The organism is Citromicrobium bathyomarinum, from assembly GCF_038594485.1.
GTDB classification, from domain to species: domain Bacteria; phylum Pseudomonadota; class Alphaproteobacteria; order Sphingomonadales; family Sphingomonadaceae; genus Alteriqipengyuania; species Alteriqipengyuania bathyomarina_A.
On record NZ_JBCFZG010000004.1, the window covers coordinates 748,979 to 766,251 of the forward strand.

Here is a 17,273-nt window from a genome sequence, read left to right on the forward strand (position 1 = left end):
TGATGCCACGCTTTTTCATCGACAGGCCGATTTTCGCCTGGGTCGTTTCGCTTGGCATCCTGCTCGCAGGTTTCATGGCTCTGCGGGCGCTCCCGATCGAACAATATCCCGAAGTCGCCCCGCCATCGCTGGCCATCAATGTGGTCTATCCGGGCGCCGACGCGGAGACGCTGGAAGAGAATGTCACCCAGGTCATCGAGCAGCAGCTCAACGGGGTCGAGGGCTTTCTCTACATGTCCTCGTCCAGCCTATCGAACGGTACGGCGAGCATTACGCTGACTTTCGAAGCCGGGACCGACATCGATATCGCGCAGACCGAGGTCCAGAACCGGCTGAGCACCGTCGAAGCGCGCCTGCCCGAGGAGGTTCGCCGACAGGGGATTACCGTTCGACAGGCCAATGCGGGCTTCCTGTTGATCGTCGCGCTGACCTCCGAGAGCGGCGCATATGATACGACCGATCTCGGCAATATTGCATCGACGCAGGTCGTGGACGAGCTACGCCGCGTTCCGGGCGTAGGCGACGTTCAGCTGTTCGGTTCGCAATACGCGATGCGCATCTGGCTCGATCCCGACGCGCTTGCTTCCTACAACCTTTCACCCAGCGCAGTCCTCGCCGCGATCCGTGAACAGAACGCGCAGACCGCGGGTGGCTCGATCGGCGCGCAGCCTGTCGCTGGCGAGCAAGAGATTACCGCGACGATTTCCACCGAAGGCCGCTTCACTACGCCCGAGGAATTCGAGAACATCATCCTGCGCGCTAGCAACGGAGCGGCGGTGGTGCGTCTTGGCGAGGTCGCCCGGGTCGAGATCGGCGCACAAAGCTACGCTACGTCGACGTCTCTTAATGGCCAGCCGATGGCAGGGATGGCGGTCCAGCTTGCGACCGGAGCCAATGCGCTTGCCGCCGCCGAGGGCGTGAAAGAGCGGATGGAAGAAATCCAGGGCACTCTGCCGGGCGATGTGACCTGGTCGATCCCTTACGACACCACCCCCTTCGTCGAAGCATCGGTCGAGGAAGTGGTGAAGACGCTGGTCGAGGCGATGGTCCTCGTCTTCCTGGTCATGTTCCTGTTCCTGCAGAACTGGCGGGCAACGCTGATCCCGACACTGGTCGTGCCGATTGCTCTTGCTGGCGCGTGTCTGGGCCTGTGGCTGTTCGGATTCTCGATCAACGTGCTTTCCCTTTTCGGGATGGTGCTGGCGATCGGCATCCTTGTCGACGACGCGATCGTGGTGATCGAGAATGTCGAGCGGATCATGCGCGAAGAAGGCCTGCCGCCGGTGCAGGCAACGCGCAAGGCGATGGCGCAGATCAGCGGTGCAATCATCGGGATCACGCTGGTTCTGATCGCCGTGTTCGTGCCGATGGCGTTCTTCCCCGGTTCGACGGGGGGAATCTATCGCCAGTTCTCGGTCACGCTTGCGATCGCGATCTTCTTCTCCGCGTTCCTTGCGCTGTCGCTGACGCCCGCGCTGTGTGCCACGTTCCTGAAGCCCATCGAAAAGGGCCACGACGACGCAGCCGAGATCGAGGTGGACGAAGAGGCCGAGGCGCAGCCCGGCTGGCGGGGTCGTGTGGCGCGGGTGCGCAACAGGTCTGCGCGCTTCTTCGCCGGGTTCAACCGCTGGTTCTCGCGCACGCGGGACAAATACGGGCGCGCCAACGACCGCATTCTGTCGCGCCCGTGGCGTGCCTTCGCGGTATTCGTAACGCTGGCGCTGGTCACCGTCCTCCTCTTCTTCCGCTTACCCACCGCCTTCCTGCCGACGGAGGATCAGGGATACCTGATCACCGCCATTCAGGCGCCTCCGGGCGCTACGCGCGAACGCACCGAGGAGTCGCTCAAGCCGATCAGCGACTACTGGATGGGCCGTGAAGAGGTCGACGATCTCGTCGTGGTCCGCGGCTTCAGCTTCTTCGGACAGGGCCAGAACAATGCGATCATGTTCGCATCCTTCAAACCTTGGGGGGAACGCACGGGCAAGGGCAGCAGCGCAGGCGAGATGCTGGCGGATGCCACAGCCAGGTTCAGCCAGATCGACGGAGCGCTCGCCTTCGTGATCCAGCCGCCGGCGATCCAGTCGCTGGGGCAGGCGAGCGGCTTCACGCTCAAGCTGGAAGACCGTGGCGGGCTGGGCCGCGAGGCTCTCACCGCTGCGCGCGACCAGCTGCTCGGCATGGCGTCGCAAAGCGCGACGATCGCGAACCTGCGGCCCGAGGACCAGGGGCCGAGCCCGGAGGTCGAGATAGAAATCGATCGCGTGCAGGCACGTGCGCTGGGCCTCTCGCTCAGCGATGTGAACGCGGCGCTTTCGATCACTTTCGGGTCAGCCTACGCCAACGACTTCAACCGCGATGGGCGCGTGCTGCAAGTCCTCGTGCAGGCGGATGCACCCTATCGCATGACGCCCGACGACGTGCTGGCGCTGCGCATTCCCAATGTGGATGGCGAACTGGTGCCTTTCAGCGCCTTCGCCAGCGCGGACTGGTCGGCATCGCCGGCCAGCCTCGCGCGCTACAATGGTTATCCGGCCATGACGCTTTCCGGCATGGCGGCACCGGGCAAGTCTTCGGGCGCGGCGCTCAAGGAGATGGAACAGCTCGCATCGCAGCTGCCGCAGGGCATCGGCTACGAATGGACCGGCATTTCCTACGAGGAGAAGCAGGCAGGCGGACAGATCGGCTTGCTGCTGGGCCTGTCGGTGGTGGTCGTGTTCCTGGTGCTGGCTGCGCTGTACGAGAGCTGGGCAGTGCCGCTCGCCGTGCTGCTGATCGTGCCGATGGGCGTGCTGGGCGCGGTGCTGTTCTCGATGCTCCGCGGTCTCTCGGCTGACGTCTATTTCAACGTCGGGATGATCACCATCATCGGCCTTGCCGCGAAGAACGCCATCCTGATCGTCGAATTCGCGATCGAGGAGGAGCAACGCGGGTTGCGCCGGATCGATGCGGTCAAGGCTGCCGCACGCCTGCGCCTGCGCCCGATCATCATGACCTCGCTCGCCTTCACCATGGGCATGGTCCCGCTGGTGCTGGCAAGCGGCGCGGGTGCCGCCAGCCGCATTGCGGTGGGCACCGGCGTGATGGGCGGCATGATCGCCGCGACCGTGCTGGGCATCTTCCTGATCCCGATGCTTTACCTGCTGGTCCGGCGGAACATCAGCCGCAAGCAGCCGCACGCAGCCGGGCATCTGGACGAACCCACTGCCCAGCCGAACGCATCCGATAGCGAAGGGGAGCCCGCGCGATGAACCGTCCCGTAAGAACCCTTGTCGCTCTCGCGCTATCGTCCACTGCGCTGGCAGGCTGCGCGAGCATGGCGCCCGAACATGTCCGCCCGGAGGCGGCGACCGCACCGCAGTTCGAGCCGGAATATCGCCCCGATGGGGAGGTGGTCGCGTCGGAGCTTTCCTATCGCGAGTGGTTCACCGATCCCCGACTGGTCGGCCTGATCGGCACCGCGCTGGAGAACAACCGCGACCTCCTCGCCGCGACGGCCCGGATCGAGCAGGCGCGTGCACGCTACCGCATTCAGGACAGCCGCCGCCTGCCGAGGGTGGTTGCCAATGGCAGCGCGACCCGTTCGCGCCAGCCGCTGGGTGCCAATCCGGCGCTCAACGCAGGCGATGTCGAGGGGGCACCGGCTTCGATAACCTCCAACCGGTTCGAAGTCGGCGTGGGCGTCAGCGCCTTCGAACTCGACTTCTGGGGCCGCATCGCGAGTTTGAGCGAGCAGGCGCGCGCGCAGTACCTTGCCACCGTCGCGGCGCAGCGGGCATTCTACCTGTCGCTGATCGCCGATACCGCGACGACCTATTACGAAATCGTCGAGACCGAGGAGCAGATCGCGCTGGCCGAAGCCACCGCACAGAGCCGCCGTGAAGGACTGCGGATCGCCAAGCTCAGGCTCGATGCCGGGGTGACCTCGGCATTGCCCTATCGTCAGGCGGAAACGCTGCTGACTCAGGCAGAGCAGCAGCTGGCGAACGAGAAGCTGTCGCTGGCGCAGTTGCGCAACCAGCTTGGCGTACTCGTCGGCGGGACCGTGCCCGAGGGATTGCCCGAAGGCCGCACGCTGGCGGAACAGGGCGACAAGCGTCGTCTTGCCGCCGGGCTGCCGTCCGACCTGCTGCTGGTACGGCCCGACATCATCGCTGCCGAAGAACAGCTGCGTGCGGCGCGGGCCAATATCGGCGCGGCGCGGGCGGCGTTCTTCCCCACGATCTCGCTCACCGGGAACGCCGGTTTCTCTTCGAATAGTCTAGACGGCCTGTTCTCGTCCGATGGCCTTGGCTGGAGCTTCGGGCCGAGCATCTCGCTGCCGATTTTCGACTGGGGCGGGCGCGAGGCCGACCTCGATCTGGCGAAGGCGCTCGAGGTGGAGCAGGTCGCGAATTACGACAAGACGGTGCAGACCGCCTTCCGCGAAGTGTCGGACGCGCTCGCCGGGCGACGGTATCTTGCCGAGCAGGTCGAGACGCTGGAGCGCGCGGTAGAGTCGCAGGAGCGGATCGCCCGCCTTGCCCGCCTGCGGTATCGCGAGGGCGTGGCGGACTATCTCGAAGTGCTGGACGCCGAACGCAACCTGTTCAGCGCACGCCAGCAATTGCTCGCGACCGAGCGCGCATGGCTGCAGAACCGCGCGACGCTGTTCGTGGCGCTGGGTGGGGGCGACGACCGCTAGAGTTCGGTCTTGCTGCCACGGGCTTATTGCCGGGCAGCCAGGTCGGAAGGCGTATCGATATCGATCAGCATGTCGCTGGTCGGGGGTGCGATCACCAGCGTGTTATCGAGCGAAAGACTGCGCGCGCCCCGGTCACCGTCGAGGGTGCGCAGTTGCGGGAAGTGTTCGTGCCCGAACGCAGCGGGGTTTCCCGCGGTGCCGTCCGGCTGGCAAGTGAAAATCGCTCCGCTTTCCTGGCCCAGAAGACGCAGGTGCGACGGTTTCATCAGCGGCATGTCCGCGAGCGCAATCACGACGCGCTCGTGATGGCTGGCAGCGCCGACCCCGACAGAGATCGATGTGCCGAGGCCACGCTCTGCATTATTGTTCATCACGACCTCCCATCCGTCGCGACCGCTAATGCCGGAATGCCCCCCGATCACGAGGTACAGACTTTCGAACCCTGCGTTCTCCGCTGCTGCGGCGGCCCATTCCCAGAGCGGCCTGCCGCGAAATAAAGCTGTCAGCTTGTCACTTCCGAACCGTTCGCTGCGGCCCGCGGCGAGCAGGATCAGCGCGATGGCCGGATCAAGCAGTGGCATGCAGCCGCTCGTAGTGTCCGACGATCTCGGCGAGGGCCGAGAGGGCAAGCGTTTGCGGGGTCTTGCACGAGGGGATGAGCCCGATGGGGCTGCGGATGCGCGCGATCTGCTCTTCCGCTATGCCGCGCTCTGCCAGCGCGAGCGTGCGCTGAATTCGCGCGTTCTCGCCACCCTGCGCACCAATGTAAAAGGCGTCGCTGGCAAGCGCCTGTTCGAGCAGCGGCAGTTCCCATTCGTGATCGTGAAACAGCAGCAGCGCCGCCGTCCAGCGGTCTGGCTGGCAGGCTTTCGCTGGCTGTCCCAGCGTCAGGCTGTCCTTGCTGTAGGATACCAGATCGATGCGCACAGCAGCTGCGAGTGCCTCCAGCGCGGCGAGTTCGGGCCCTTCGCCAAGGGCCGCAATCCTGAGCGCGGGGATGTAGCGACGCTCTGGCACGGGCGAAATGTCGGGGAGCGGCAGTTTCGCTGGTTCGCGATCCGCCAGTGCTTTCGTCGCGCGGCGGCAGGCGGTCCGGTCGGGCTCGGGATCGAGCAGGATGTCCAGCCCCCCGCCACACGGCAGGCGAAAGTCGATCTTGGGCGAGCCGCGCCCGTAGCGGATGATCGTAGGGTGCTCGAGGCTGCGAATATCCGCCGCCAGTTGCGCTTCGAGACACCCATCGGCGAGGCTGCCGCGCGTGCTCCCGTCGGGCAACACCGCCAGTTGCGCGCCAAGTCGGCGCGAAAAGCTGCCGTCGATGCCGACGATGGTACACAGGCCGACGCCCGCCTCACAGGCCGCGAGGAGGGCTTCGTGGTCCTCCCCCGGTACCAGGTCTTGGGCCAGCTCGGCGAGCATCAGTCCGGCATGGCCGCGAGCACACGGTCGGGCGTCATCGGGAAGTCGAACACACGTGCGCCGCTCGCGTTGTAGATCGCGTTGGCAATTGCCGCCGCGCCGCCGCACATGCCGAGTTCCCCAATGCCCTTGGCCTGGATCGGGCTGGCAGCAGGATCGCGCTCCTCCACCATGATCACGTCGAGATCGGGCACGTCGCGGTGCACGGGCACGTGGTATTCGGCGAGGTCGGGATTGACCAGATGGCCGTCGCGCGGGTCGAATTCGAGCGCTTCGGTCAGCGCGACACCGATGCTCCACGTGATCCCGCCGAGGCACTGCGAGCGGGCGGTTGTGTGGTTGAGCACTCGCCCGAACCCGAATGCACCGAGCATACGATCTACGCGGGTTTCCCCGGTGAAACGATTGACGCGCACCTGCGCGAAAAATGCGCCGAAGCCCGAGGCCGTGTAATCATCCGCGATCTCGCCGGGCTCGTAATGCCCTTCGCGCGCAAGATCCTTGCCGTCGAGGATGTCTGCGATGCTTTTGCCCGATGCTGCCTTGCCGTCGGACAGGTTCAGGTCCGGCTCTTCGACACCAAGGCGCGATGCCAGTTCCTCGCGGATCGCGGTGCATGCGACATAGACGGCGGAGCCGATGGATGCCGCGCCCCAGCTTCCGCCCGAACCCGGTCCACGCGGGTGCTGCGTATCGCCAAGGTCGACCAGCACATGATCGGGAGACAGCCCCAGCATCTCGCCCGCAAGCTGTGCGAGGATCGTGTAGGTGCCCGTGCCGATGTCGGTCATGTCGGTCTCGACCACTGCGGTTCCGTCAGCCTTCAGCGTGACGCGCGCCTTTGCCTCGGAGACATTGTGGACGCGGGCCGCACTGGCCATGCCCGTGCCGACCCACCACTCGCCCTCGCGGGTCTGGCGCGGTTTGCGCGGACCATGGTCCCAGCCGAACGCTTCCGCGCCCTGCTGGAGGCATTCGGCCAGTTTGTGGGACGAGAAGGGCAGGCCTTCCTCCGGGTTCTTCTCGGGGATATTCTTCAGGCGCAGTTCGACAGGGCCGATCCCTGCCTCTTCGGCCAGCACATCCATCGCCGCTTCGAGCGCCGGCATGCCGACGGCCTCGCCCGGCGCACGGACCGAACCGGCGGTCATCCGGTGAATGCGTGCGACCTTCAGCATCAGTTCGCGGTTTTCCCCGCCGTAGAGGAAGTGCGAGGATTGCAGGACTGGCTCGGCAAACTCCTCGCCAGGCAGGTTGGAGACGAGCGCTTCGTGGCCGAACCCGGTCAGCGTGCCGTTCGCGTCGGTGCAAAGCCGCAGGCGCTGCGTGGTTTCCGACCGGCGCATGATGCACTGGAACACCTGCTGGCGCGACATCACGACCCGGACGGGGCGGCCAAGCTCCTTCGCCGCCAGCGCGGCGGCCACAGCCTCCTCGCTGATGCCGAGTTTCGATCCGAACCCGCCGCCGACGAAGCGCGAGACGAGGCGGATATCGTCCTCCTCCATATCGAGCGCGTCGGCCAGTTCGCTGATGTTGTAGTTGAGCATCTGGAGCGATGCGTAGACGGTCAGCTTGTCGCCATCCCACTGCGCGATGGCGGCGTGGGGCTCCATCGCAGCGGAGGCGTGGCCACGGGTGGTGTAGGTCACATCGACCGAATGAGCGGCTTCGCTCATCGCGTGGGCCAGATCGCCCTGATGGACGGTCTCGTCCTCCTGCTCTTCAGGTTCGACCGCGTCGGGATCGAGCGGAACGCCTTCCTCCACGTGATAATCGACCGTCAGATGCTTGGCCGCATCGCGCGCCTGTTCGAAGGTTTCCGCAACAACCAGCGCGATCGGTTGCCCCCAGTAGCAGACGGTCTTGGGCTGCTGCTGCGGTGCTTCGTCGGCTGTGCCCTGCGCTGCGCGCGTGGTGAGCCTTTGATCGTCGATCACCGCGATCACACCCGGCATGGCGAGCGCGGCGTCCTTGTCGATCGAGGTCACCTTGCCGCGGGTGATGGTGGAGGTGACGAGCACGCCTTGCGCGCAATTATCGGCCGGATATTCGGCGGCATAAGTCGCCGTCCCGGTGACTTTCGCGAGACCCTCGACGCGGGGGAGGGGCTTGCCAATCACGCCCTGCTTCATCTGGTCGAGACGGTTGGCCTCGTCCGGCTTGTCCTGTTTGCAATGCACAGTCATGCCGCGGCCTCCGTTGCCTGTTCGAGGACGGCGTGGAGCGTGCGCCGCGCCAGCGGAATCTTGAAATCGTTCTCCCCGAAGCCCTGCGCATCTTCGAGCAATATGTCGGCAGCCTTATCGAAAAGTTCGGGGGAGGGGGCCTTGCCGATCAGCGCCTCTGCGATGCGTGGATCGTGCCAGGGCTTGTGCGCCACGCCTCCGAACGCGAGATCGGCGCGGGAAAACCTGCCGTCTTCGATTTCGACGATGGCAGCGACCGAAACCAGCGCAAAAGCATAGGAGGATCGTTCGCGCACCTTGCGATAGAGCTGCGTTCCACCGACCGGGGCGGGGAGGGTGATCGCGGTAATGATCTCGCCGGCTTCGAGCACATTCTCGCGCCAGGGCGTGTCGCCGGGAAGGCAGTGGAAATCGCGCACGGGCACCGTCCGGCTATCGCCATCAGAAGTAGCGATCTGGACCTGCGCATCGAGCGCAGAAAGCGCCACCGCCATGTCGCCCGGATAGGTGGCGATGCACTGATCGCTCGTGCCGAGAACGGCGTGGAGTTTGGCAATGCCGTCGATCGCGCCGCAGCCACTGCCCGGTTCGCGCTTGTTGCAAGGCTGGTCGATGTTCATGAAGTAATAGCACCGGGTCCGCTGGCACAGGTTGCCGCCATTGGTCGCCTTGTTGCGCAGCTGCTGCGTCGCGCCCGCCAGAATGGCGCGCGACAGCACGGGATAATCGGCCCGCACTCTCGGGTGAACGGCCGTCTCCGTATTGGTGGCAAGCGCCCCGATGGATAGCCCGCCATCGTCGGTATCTTCGATCTCGGCAAAACCGATGCGATTGATGTCGGCGAGCTGGCTCGGCGTTTCGACCTGCAATTTCATCAGGTCGAGAAGGTTGGTGCCTCCAGCGATGGCCATGGTTCCATCGTCCGCGACGGTCTGCGCGGCATCGTTCAGGGTGCGGGCGCGGGCGTAGGAGAACGGCCTCATGCGCTCTGCTCCGCCACATCGCGAATGGCCGCGACGATGTTGGCGTAGGCGCCGCAGCGGCACAGGTTGCCGCTCATCCGCTCGCGGATTTCCTCTCCCGAAATCTCGATGCCGCTTTCTAGGTCCTCGCTCGCATCGCTGGGCCAGCCATTGGCGATTTCGGAGAGCATTGCGGTTGCCGAGCAGATTTGTCCCGGCGTACAGTAGCCGCACTGATAGCCATCATGTTCGACGAAGGCATTCTGAAGCGCGGACGGCTCATCCGGTGTACCCAGCCCTTCGATCGTGGTGACTTCGTCGCCATCGTGCATCGCGGCCAGCGTCAGGCAGCTGTTGATCCGCACGCCGTTGACGATGACCGTGCAGGCCCCGCACTGCCCGTGGTCGCAGCCCTTCTTGGTTCCGGTCAGGCCCACGTCCTGACGCAGGAAATCGAGCAGGGTGACGCGGGGATCTTCGGGCGCGTTATGCGGCGTACCATTTACGGAGATTGTCTGGGCCAAGTTCGCCTCCTTCCCCCGCCTAACTCATCGGAAGGGCAAGGGGTCCGAAAACGACCAAAGGTTATGAACGAGATCGGGGGGCGGCGCTGTCGCCGTCCCTCTTCACGGGCTTGCACTCCCGACGGACGGTGTGTTGCGCCGAAACCGGGGGGCGGTTTCGGCGCAACGACGAGTACGGGATCGACCGAGGTCGCGACACATTGCGGGATCGGCAATGGGTCGCAGGCCCGTCTCGCCTTTTCGGTACTTCTGCCTAGAAGGCCAGCCGCAGCGACCCGCGCAGGGTAAGTGCGGTCTTGTCGTTGCGGTCTTCGGCGCCGACTTCACCGCTCATCTCGAACATGTCGCTGCCGCCCAGAGCGCGCAGACGCGCGAACCAGCCGTTGCTGCGCTGTTCGGGATCGAGCGTGAAGGGCGTGCCGCCTTCGAAGCTTGCGGTGGTCGAGCCAAGTTCCCCGCCAACGACCTCGCGCCAGCCACCCTCGACCTCGGTGCGGAACCAGTTCTCGTCGCGAGGACCATTGCCGGTGAAGTTGATGCCAACCGTCATCCCGCCGTTGACTGCGAACTCGTCGCTCTTGCGATCCTCGACGGTCAGATCCAGCGCCTCGTCCCCACCTGTTTCGGTGTAGCCATCCTCGTCGAGGCTGACGTAGTCGGCCGAGACGGAGGGACGTGCGAAGAAGGCGCCACTGCCGCCGATCTCGTAAGCCATGCCCGCGCTGGCCGTCATCAGCGTGCCGCCCCAGTCGCCGCGTATCTGACGCTCGACGTCCTTGCCGTCGAGCGTGTAGCGGAACAGGCGCCAGCCGTCGGCATCCACCTTGCCGATCGATCCGCGACCAAAGGCGGTGAAGCCGCCCCAATGACCGCGCCAGTAGGCACCCAGTTCGTAGGTGTCCGAGTTGGCGCTCTGGTCGCCACCCAGCTGGTCGTACTCGTTCCACATCCAGGTCGCCGAGAGGCCGAATGCGCCGACCTTGGTGTCCACTTCTCCAGCGGCGGAGAAGCCGAAACCGCCGAGGTCGTAGGCTGCCGTTTCACCGGCATCCTTGTCGCTGCTCCACAGGGCCGAGCTGAGGATAATGTCGACACCGCCGATGGAATAGACGGGGCTTGGCGGATCGGCGACCTGGCGGGCAAAGGTGCGCGATCCGAGGCTGATCCCTTCGAAGGTCCCGCCCGCATGATCGGGCAACATCCGGCTGACGGTCGCGCGGAAGGCGTCACCGTCACTGATGCCGAGGAAGACCTGTTCGATATCGTCGTCATTCCCAAGCGCGGCGAAAATCGCGTCGTATGCGGAGGTCTGTGAACGGTTGAGGCCTAGCTCGGTTGCCGTTCGCTTCACGATGTCGATCACGATCTGGTTGGCATTGGCAGGCGTGCCGAAGTCTGCCTTGAACAGGAAGGGCATTGCGCCGGTGGCGAGTTCGAGATCGCCAGCCCCGGTCAGCGATCCGGCTTCGACCACCAGATAGCTACCTTCCGCATCATCGACATTGGCAAGCCTGATGCCCAGTTTTGCTCCGTCGGCAAAGCTGGCCGCCCCCGCAACGTCGTAGAGCGAGCCTGCGCCGGCAGCCTTGTCGAGCGTGGCGATGAGCGTGCCGTTGGCCCCCACGTTCAACGAGCCGAGCGAGGTGGGCGACGCAAGGTCGAGCGCACCGCCGGTAACACTCACGGCGAGCGAGCCCGAGTTGACGAGCTTGCCGGTGAAATAGGCGGTCCCGGCAAGGGAGAGCGTGTCGGCACCCCCTCCGAAGTCGACGGTTCCGCTGAAGAGCGAGCTTCCCGACAGGCTCATCGTGTCGTTGCCTGCCCCGAAGGTAGCGTTGCCATACTGCCAGGCGTCGCCGGAGAGCATGTAGGTATTGCTGCCCGCACCGAAGAAGGCATCGCCCTCGAAGGTGCCGTCGGCCAGCTCGAGCGTATCGCTGCCGGTGCCGAAACGGATGTCGCCCTTGATCGAGGGGGCCGGCTTCCCGGAGGCCACGACCGTTTGCTTGACCGTCGCACCGGTGGTGTTCGCCGTAAGATCGATGGCCATGTTCCGATCGGAATCGGCCTTCGCTCCGCTTGCTTCGATCCCGCCGCTGTTCTCGATCAGGGTAACGGTCCCGCTGGCGTCGAGAATGGCGGTCGCGCTTCCACCTTCGCCGACGGTGGCCTTGATCAGGCCGCTATTCGCGATCGTCCCGAGCTGCGCGCCGGTATCGACCTTGACTGCAATGGCCGAAGAGTTCGCTGTCGCCCCGCTCTTGGCTTCGATACCGCCCGCGTTCTGGAGCTTGGGTACGCTTGCCCCGGTGCCCAGGCGCAGCGCGGTCGCGTCTGCGTCCCTGGAGGTTGCGCCAACCCCGCCAGTAATGCCGATGCCGTTGGCGACGGTCACCGCGCCGCCCTGTCCACCGATGACGAGGCCGTTGGCGTCGACACCCGTGTAGAGACCGGCCCCGACGATCGTACCGTCGATCTGGACACCGAATTTCGCTGCGGTGCTCTGGACCGGGCCGATCGCGATATCGCGCCCGGCAGCGCCGATCACCACAGCGGGTGCGGCCCCGTAGCTGGTAATCTTGGCGGTGCCTTCCTTGGAATCCTCGATCCCGTCGCCATCCTCGTCGTTATTGCTGGCGTTGTTGTTCGCAGGGGGAACCGCGAACACGATTCCGCCGGTGACATCGCCCTCGATCAGCACGGCCGAGCCGCCCTGAAGCAGGTCGTCCGCGTCGAGCTTGGAAGGGTCGCTGGGCACGGTGGTGTAGCGATATCCGGTCGAGCTGATGGTGCCCTGGATCTCCATCGCACCGGTCACGTCGCCCGCGAAGTGCACGCCGACCGCATCCTTGCCCTGCGCGCTGATCGATCCGGCAACCCGCACGTCGCCGGTCACCGCCTGCGCGTAGAGGCCGGTGGTGCGGTCGCCGACGACCTTGATCGTGCCGTCGTTGCGCACCTTGCCGGTCTGCGTACCGCCCAGCCAGATGCCCGCGGAATCATTGCCTTCGACGGTGATCGTTCCGGTGTTGGTGATCGCGCCGGTGTGCGTGCCATCGGTACGAATGCCGAAGCGGTTGGAACCGAGTGCGAAGGGCCCGTCCAGATCGCCGTCGTTATCGGTGTCGGTCGGGGTGTAGGGCTCGTCGATGGTGATCGTGCCCGAGTTGTTGATCTCGCCGCTCGTGCCGGAGACCGCCAGAATGCCGGTTGCATTGCTGGCATTGCCGATGGTCACGGTGCCTTGGTTCACGACCTTGTGATTGCTGTCCATCGTCACCGCCGTGCCCGAGGTCACGACGACCGATCCGGTCGATGTGATGGTGATCGAGTCGGGGGTGTTGTTCTTGACCGTGGAGGTCTGGACCGGGGTCGTCCGCTTGGTGGTGATGTCCTCCGCATGGGCGGGGGCGGCAATCGCCAGAAGGGCGGTAGAGGCTAGCAGTGTGGTACGCATTGGGGTCCTCGTCTCGGATCGTATCGACCCGCATGACGGAGCCCGCGCGGCGCAACCTTGGCGCTGCGGCAAGTTTATTTTCAGAAGCTGGCGTCGATGCCGAGGCGGATGGTGCGCGGCTGGAGCGGAGTAATGTGCTCGCGCCCGACGGCGAAGGGCGTGCCAAGCGCAAAACGGTTGCCCTCGACATCGGCGATATTGGTGATGCCCAGGGAAATGCCGAGGCTGTCACGCCCCACGCGGACGACGAGACCGCTGTCGAAATAGTCACCCTGCAACTCGCCGAGTTCCGGACCCAGGCCGAGGCGCGACTTGCCGATATAGCTGGCCCAGCCCTTCGCGGTCAGTTCAAGATTGCCCGAGATCGTCCTGCGATAATCGACACCGGCCCGCCCGGCATACCGGGCGATGTTGGGGACCTGCATCGTGCGGGTCAGAAATGCGGCATCGGGCTGGTCGATCGCGCTGTCGTTATAGGTGAAGCCGCCGTTCACGCGGAGCGCAGGCGCAAGCTCCACGCTGCCGGAAATGCTGGCGGTCCAGACCCGTCCGTCGCCGATATTGGCGGTGCTCGGCAAGCCGAAGGCGTCGATGAAATCGGCCTGGATGTCGCGCCAGCGGGTATGCGCGATGCTGGCGGTCAGATCGAAAGGCCCGCGCCCCGGCCGCCCATGACGCAGGCCGAATTCGAAGGTCGCCGCCCGATCATTGCGGAAACGGCGCACGAAGTTGCCTTCGATGGCGAGCCCGCCGGGGCGAAACCCCTCCTGATATCGGAGGTACAGACTGGTTTCGGGTAACACCTCGGCGAGCAGCGAAAAAGACGGGAGGAAGGCCGTCTCGTCGCGGCTGGCGGTGATCTCGCGTCCGGCGATGGCGACGGCAAGCGGGACGTCCTCGCCCGCGCCGCCAAGTTGCGATCGCGTATAGCGTGCGCCTGCGGTGGCGATCAGCCCGTCGAACAGGCGCGCATTCGCCTCCCCGTAAAGCGTGAATTCGGAAACCTCGTTCAGAACGCCGGTGGCGCTGGCGCTGAGCTCGTCGGTTTCGAGCGACCGGTTCAGCTGGGTGCGGTTCTCGGTCAGGCTGATGCCCGCGAGCCAGCCGAAGCGGCTGCCGAGCGGCTGCCACAGCCGCGTCTCGTTCGCGATCATGCGCGTGTCGTTGCGCTGGGTGAATAGGCGCGGCGCGCCGTCGGGTGCGGTTGCGTCGTACCGTTCTTCGAGATCGTGCCACGCGATACCGGTGGAGGTTCTAAACTGAACGGCACCGAATGCGCCGGAGATAATGAACTGCCCCTGCCTGTAGTCTGCTTCCGCCCCTTCGCGAACACGCGCCGCCCGCGTCAGGGGAGGGCCGAAGCGATCGGCATACTGGCTGTCTGCAGCGCGAGTCGACTGGCCCAGCGCGATCAGGTCTGCCGTCCACCCGGGTGCGAATTCGAGCCGGGCAATCGCGCGACCGCCGAGGATGTCCGTCCGGTTGACGTCGTTTCGCCCCAGCAGAGGCTTGTCGATATAGCCGCCCTGCGTCGCGGCATCGACCACCAGCCGCAACGCGGCGCTGTCGCCTGCCAGCGGCATGTTGAGCATCGCATTCAAGTCTGCACCCGGCTGGCCGTGCTGCGTGACCGATCCGCCCACCATACCCGATGCATCGAACAAACCCAGTTCGGGCTCGTTGGGCACGAGCCGGATGATCCCGCCGAGCGATCCTGCACCGTAAAGCGTCCCCTGAGGGCCTTCGAGCACTTCGACCCGGCTCAGGTCGGACAATCGCAAATCGGGGTCGGGCGAATTGTAGCTCAGCCTCAGGTCGCCGAGATATTGCCCCACGGTCGCCTGTGTAGGCCCGGTGAAGCTCGAATCCGCGATCCCGCGAATGAACAGCTTGTTGCGCCCGCTGCCGAGATAGGTGGAGGAGACGGTCGCGACCTGCTCCGCAATCTTCTCGGTCCCGCCGATCCCCCCGAATTCGAGATCGTCGCCATCGAGCATGGAGACCTGCCCGGCGAACTCTTCCAGCCGGGCGCTCCGCTTGCTGGCGACGACCAAAATCTCGACCGGGGGCGGGGGTGGGGGTGGGGGCGCCGCCTCGCTGGGCGCCACGGCAGGGGGCGGCTTACGGGTACGGGGCTGGGCGGCCTTCCGAGGTCGCTTTTCGCCGGCTTCGATCCGCCAAGCCGACGGCCCGACGGAGACCGCCCGCGCGTCGGCCATCCGGGCAAGGCGTCGGATCGCGTCGTCCGTTTCCATCTGGCCGCGAAGCGCCTTCACGTGTCGTCTGGCCAGGGCCGGGTCGGTAATGACGATGCTGGTGCGCGTCTGGCGTGCGAGCACGATGGCCGCATCCGAAAGCGTCCCCGCAGGGGATTGCACCGCGACGCGCTCCGCCGCGGCGGGGGTAGACAGCAGCGCGACGAACGCGGCCAGAAGGATCCAGACGATCCGCATTCTAGCGCGCGTCCAGCACCCAGCCCGTTTTGCCCTTGCGGACAGAGATACCCAGCAAGGCCCCGATCGCCTGCGGATCGTCCTTGAGCGGCGCGATCAGCACGCTGCCGGAGACCGACTGCGTCTCGTTGCCGGGCGCAGCCGTGTAATCGATGCCCGTCGCCCGGCTCAGATCGGTGGCGACGCGGGAAAGGCTTGCCTGCTGGAAGGTCAGCCGCCCGTCGCGCCATTCGCCAATCATCTCGGGTGGGACGCTCCTCACCTCGTAATCGCTCGAACCGGTTGCACTGGTAAGCACTTCGCCCGGATCGACCCGCACGTTCTGGCCTTGCGGATTGAACAGCACGGCCCCTTGCGACACGGCGACGGTCAAATCACCATCGCCGGTCCGCACGTCGAACACGGTGCCGATATCGACCAGCCGGTCCTCCCCGATAGCAACCGTGAAGGGCTCGCTGGCGTCGTGGTGGAGCGTGAACAGCGCCTGCCCGTCCTCCAGCCTTGCGAAATGATCGCCCTCTTCGCCGAGAATCAGCTTGGACCCGCCCGCCAGTTCGATCGATCCGCCGTCGTCGAGCGCGATCAGGCGCGTTTTACCGGGGAGGGTGCTGTAGGTCGTCGGCCCGCCTTCCGCCTGCCACATCCCGAAAGCGGCCAGCGCGGCGAGGCCTGCGATCATCGCGCCGCCGAACCGGCGCCGCGTGACGCGCCGTTCGATGGCATCGTCATCGTTGTCCGCCAGCGGTCGGCTCGCCTCTGCCGCGACGCCATCGGTCACCGCAGCGGCCACGGCATCATAGGTGGCGGCATGCGCCGGATCGGCTTCGAGCCAATCGGTGAAGCCGTCCCAGTCGTCGAATGCCGGGTCGCCAGTACGCACGGCCCAAGCCAGCGCTTCTTCCCGAATGGTATCGTCATGCAACACGATGCAAATCTCCTGCTGCAAGGACGGAGACGTGGACGTCAAACCTCATCCATACGCTCCTTCAATTCGGCAAGCGCGCGATAGGCACGGCGCAAATCGCTCTCGACCGTGCTCAGGCTGACCCCGAATTCCTCCGCGATTTTGCGCTGCGGAACCTCGTCGACCCGGTGTCGGCGGAAGATCGCGGCGGGGCGGGGTCCCAGCTCGTCGAGCGTCCGCTGCGCGAGGAGGGCGTATTCCTGCCCTAGCACCACGCGCTCCGCCGAAGGGGCATCCGATTGGTCCGTCACGGCACCACCGCTCGCCTCGGTCCAGTTGCGTTCGCGCTGCGCAGCCTGTTTGGCGGAGCGGTAGTGATCGATCATCAGCCGGTTCGCGGTGCTGAACAGGTAGGCTTTGGGCGACGCGATCGGGCCGGGCTTTGCGCTGCTCACCTTGATCCACACCTCTTGCAGCAGGTCTTCCGCCGCATCGCCCGCACCGCGCGCGCGCAGGAACCGGAGCAGCTGGTCGCGATGCTCGTGGAAGGCCAGGCCGAGGGGGGTGGGGGCGGACATTGTCGGTGTCGTCGGGGTTCGATGGAGTGCGCTGAATAGGCGCGATGGCCGATGCGCGAAAGGTCTATGTCCTTCAGCGCGGCCGGGGAACGCATGTCAGCTT

11 protein-coding genes are annotated in these 17,273 nt (G+C 65.6%); 2 read left to right on the plus strand and 9 right to left on the minus strand.

The window, feature by feature from the left end; all coding sequences use genetic code 11:
• The first annotated feature begins 2 nt into the window (after positions 1-2).
• Positions 3-3,251 (plus strand): multidrug efflux RND transporter permease subunit, encoded by a 3,249-nt coding sequence (locus tag AAG591_RS09245; RefSeq protein WP_342531251.1) that lies wholly within the window; start codon positions 3-5, stop codon positions 3,249-3,251.
• Positions 3,248-4,684 carry an efflux transporter outer membrane subunit gene (locus tag AAG591_RS09250; protein ID WP_342530902.1) on the plus strand — a complete coding sequence of 479 codons (1,437 nt, stop codon included), beginning with the start codon at positions 3,248-3,250 and terminating at the stop codon, positions 4,682-4,684. Before AAG591_RS09245 ends, AAG591_RS09250 begins: the two co-directional genes overlap by 4 nt.
• Positions 4,685-4,707: 23 nt before the next feature.
• On the opposite strand, the gene AAG591_RS09255 is transcribed toward AAG591_RS09250, so the two are convergent.
• From AAG591_RS09255 to AAG591_RS09295, 9 genes are all read right to left on the minus strand, one after another.
• Positions 4,708-5,265 carry a nucleotidyltransferase family protein gene (locus AAG591_RS09255; RefSeq protein ID WP_342530903.1) on the minus strand — a complete coding sequence of 186 codons (558 nt, stop codon included), beginning with the start codon at positions 5,263-5,265 and terminating at the stop codon, positions 4,708-4,710.
• Entirely contained in the window at positions 5,252-6,103 is an 852-nt protein-coding gene (locus AAG591_RS09260) for an XdhC family protein (RefSeq protein WP_342530905.1), read from the minus strand. Before AAG591_RS09260 ends, AAG591_RS09255 begins: the two co-directional genes overlap by 14 nt.
• Positions 6,103-8,292: a xanthine dehydrogenase family protein molybdopterin-binding subunit gene (locus tag AAG591_RS09265; protein ID WP_342530906.1), complete on the minus strand. Its 2,190-nt coding sequence runs from the start codon at positions 8,290-8,292 to the stop codon at positions 6,103-6,105. The genes AAG591_RS09260 and AAG591_RS09265 overlap by 1 nt, the downstream gene beginning before the upstream one ends.
• Entirely contained in the window at positions 8,289-9,275 is a 987-nt protein-coding gene (locus AAG591_RS09270) for an FAD binding domain-containing protein (protein WP_342530907.1), read from the minus strand. Before AAG591_RS09270 ends, AAG591_RS09265 begins: the two co-directional genes overlap by 4 nt.
• On the minus strand, positions 9,272-9,778 hold the full coding sequence (locus AAG591_RS09275; RefSeq protein WP_342530908.1) for a 2Fe-2S iron-sulfur cluster-binding protein: 507 nt from the start codon (positions 9,776-9,778) through the stop codon (positions 9,272-9,274). The genes AAG591_RS09270 and AAG591_RS09275 overlap by 4 nt, the downstream gene beginning before the upstream one ends.
• A gap of 253 nt (positions 9,779-10,031) precedes the next feature.
• Positions 10,032-13,235: an autotransporter outer membrane beta-barrel domain-containing protein gene (locus tag AAG591_RS09280; RefSeq protein WP_342530909.1), complete on the minus strand. Its 3,204-nt coding sequence runs from the start codon at positions 13,233-13,235 to the stop codon at positions 10,032-10,034.
• An 80-nt stretch (positions 13,236-13,315) separates the two neighbouring features.
• On the minus strand, positions 13,316-15,688 hold the full coding sequence (locus AAG591_RS09285) for a TonB-dependent receptor (RefSeq protein WP_342530910.1): 2,373 nt from the start codon (positions 15,686-15,688) through the stop codon (positions 13,316-13,318).
• Between the two features lies 1 nt (position 15,689).
• A complete protein-coding gene (locus AAG591_RS09290; RefSeq protein ID WP_342530911.1) occupies positions 15,690-16,613 on the minus strand; it encodes a FecR family protein in 924 nt (307 codons plus the stop codon).
• A 38-nt stretch (positions 16,614-16,651) separates the two neighbouring features.
• A complete protein-coding gene (locus AAG591_RS09295) occupies positions 16,652-17,170 on the minus strand; it encodes an RNA polymerase sigma factor (RefSeq protein WP_342530912.1) in 519 nt (172 codons plus the stop codon).
• Positions 17,171-17,273 lie beyond the last annotated feature (103 nt).

Bases quoted from the DNA above. Each gene is read 5' to 3' on its own strand.
- AAG591_RS09270 (WP_342530907.1), bottom strand. From the start codon at position 9,275: ATGAGGCCGTTCTCCTACGCCCGCGCCCGCACCCTGAACGATGCCGCG.
- AAG591_RS09250 (WP_342530902.1), top strand. From the start codon at position 3,248: ATGAACCGTCCCGTAAGAACCCTTGTCGCTCTCGCGCTATCGTCCACT.
- AAG591_RS09260 (WP_342530905.1), bottom strand. From the start codon at position 6,103: ATGCTCGCCGAGCTGGCCCAAGACCTGGTACCGGGGGAGGACCACGAA.
- AAG591_RS09295 (WP_342530912.1), bottom strand. From the start codon at position 17,170: ATGTCCGCCCCCACCCCCCTCGGCCTGGCCTTCCACGAGCATCGCGAC.
- AAG591_RS09265 (WP_342530906.1), bottom strand. From the start codon at position 8,292: ATGACTGTGCATTGCAAACAGGACAAGCCGGACGAGGCCAACCGTCTC.
- AAG591_RS09245 (WP_342531251.1), top strand. From the start codon at position 3: ATGCCACGCTTTTTCATCGACAGGCCGATTTTCGCCTGGGTCGTTTCG.
- AAG591_RS09285 (WP_342530910.1), bottom strand. From the start codon at position 15,688: ATGCGGATCGTCTGGATCCTTCTGGCCGCGTTCGTCGCGCTGCTGTCT.
- AAG591_RS09255 (WP_342530903.1), bottom strand. From the start codon at position 5,265: ATGCCACTGCTTGATCCGGCCATCGCGCTGATCCTGCTCGCCGCGGGC.
- AAG591_RS09280 (WP_342530909.1), bottom strand. From the start codon at position 13,235: ATGCGTACCACACTGCTAGCCTCTACCGCCCTTCTGGCGATTGCCGCC.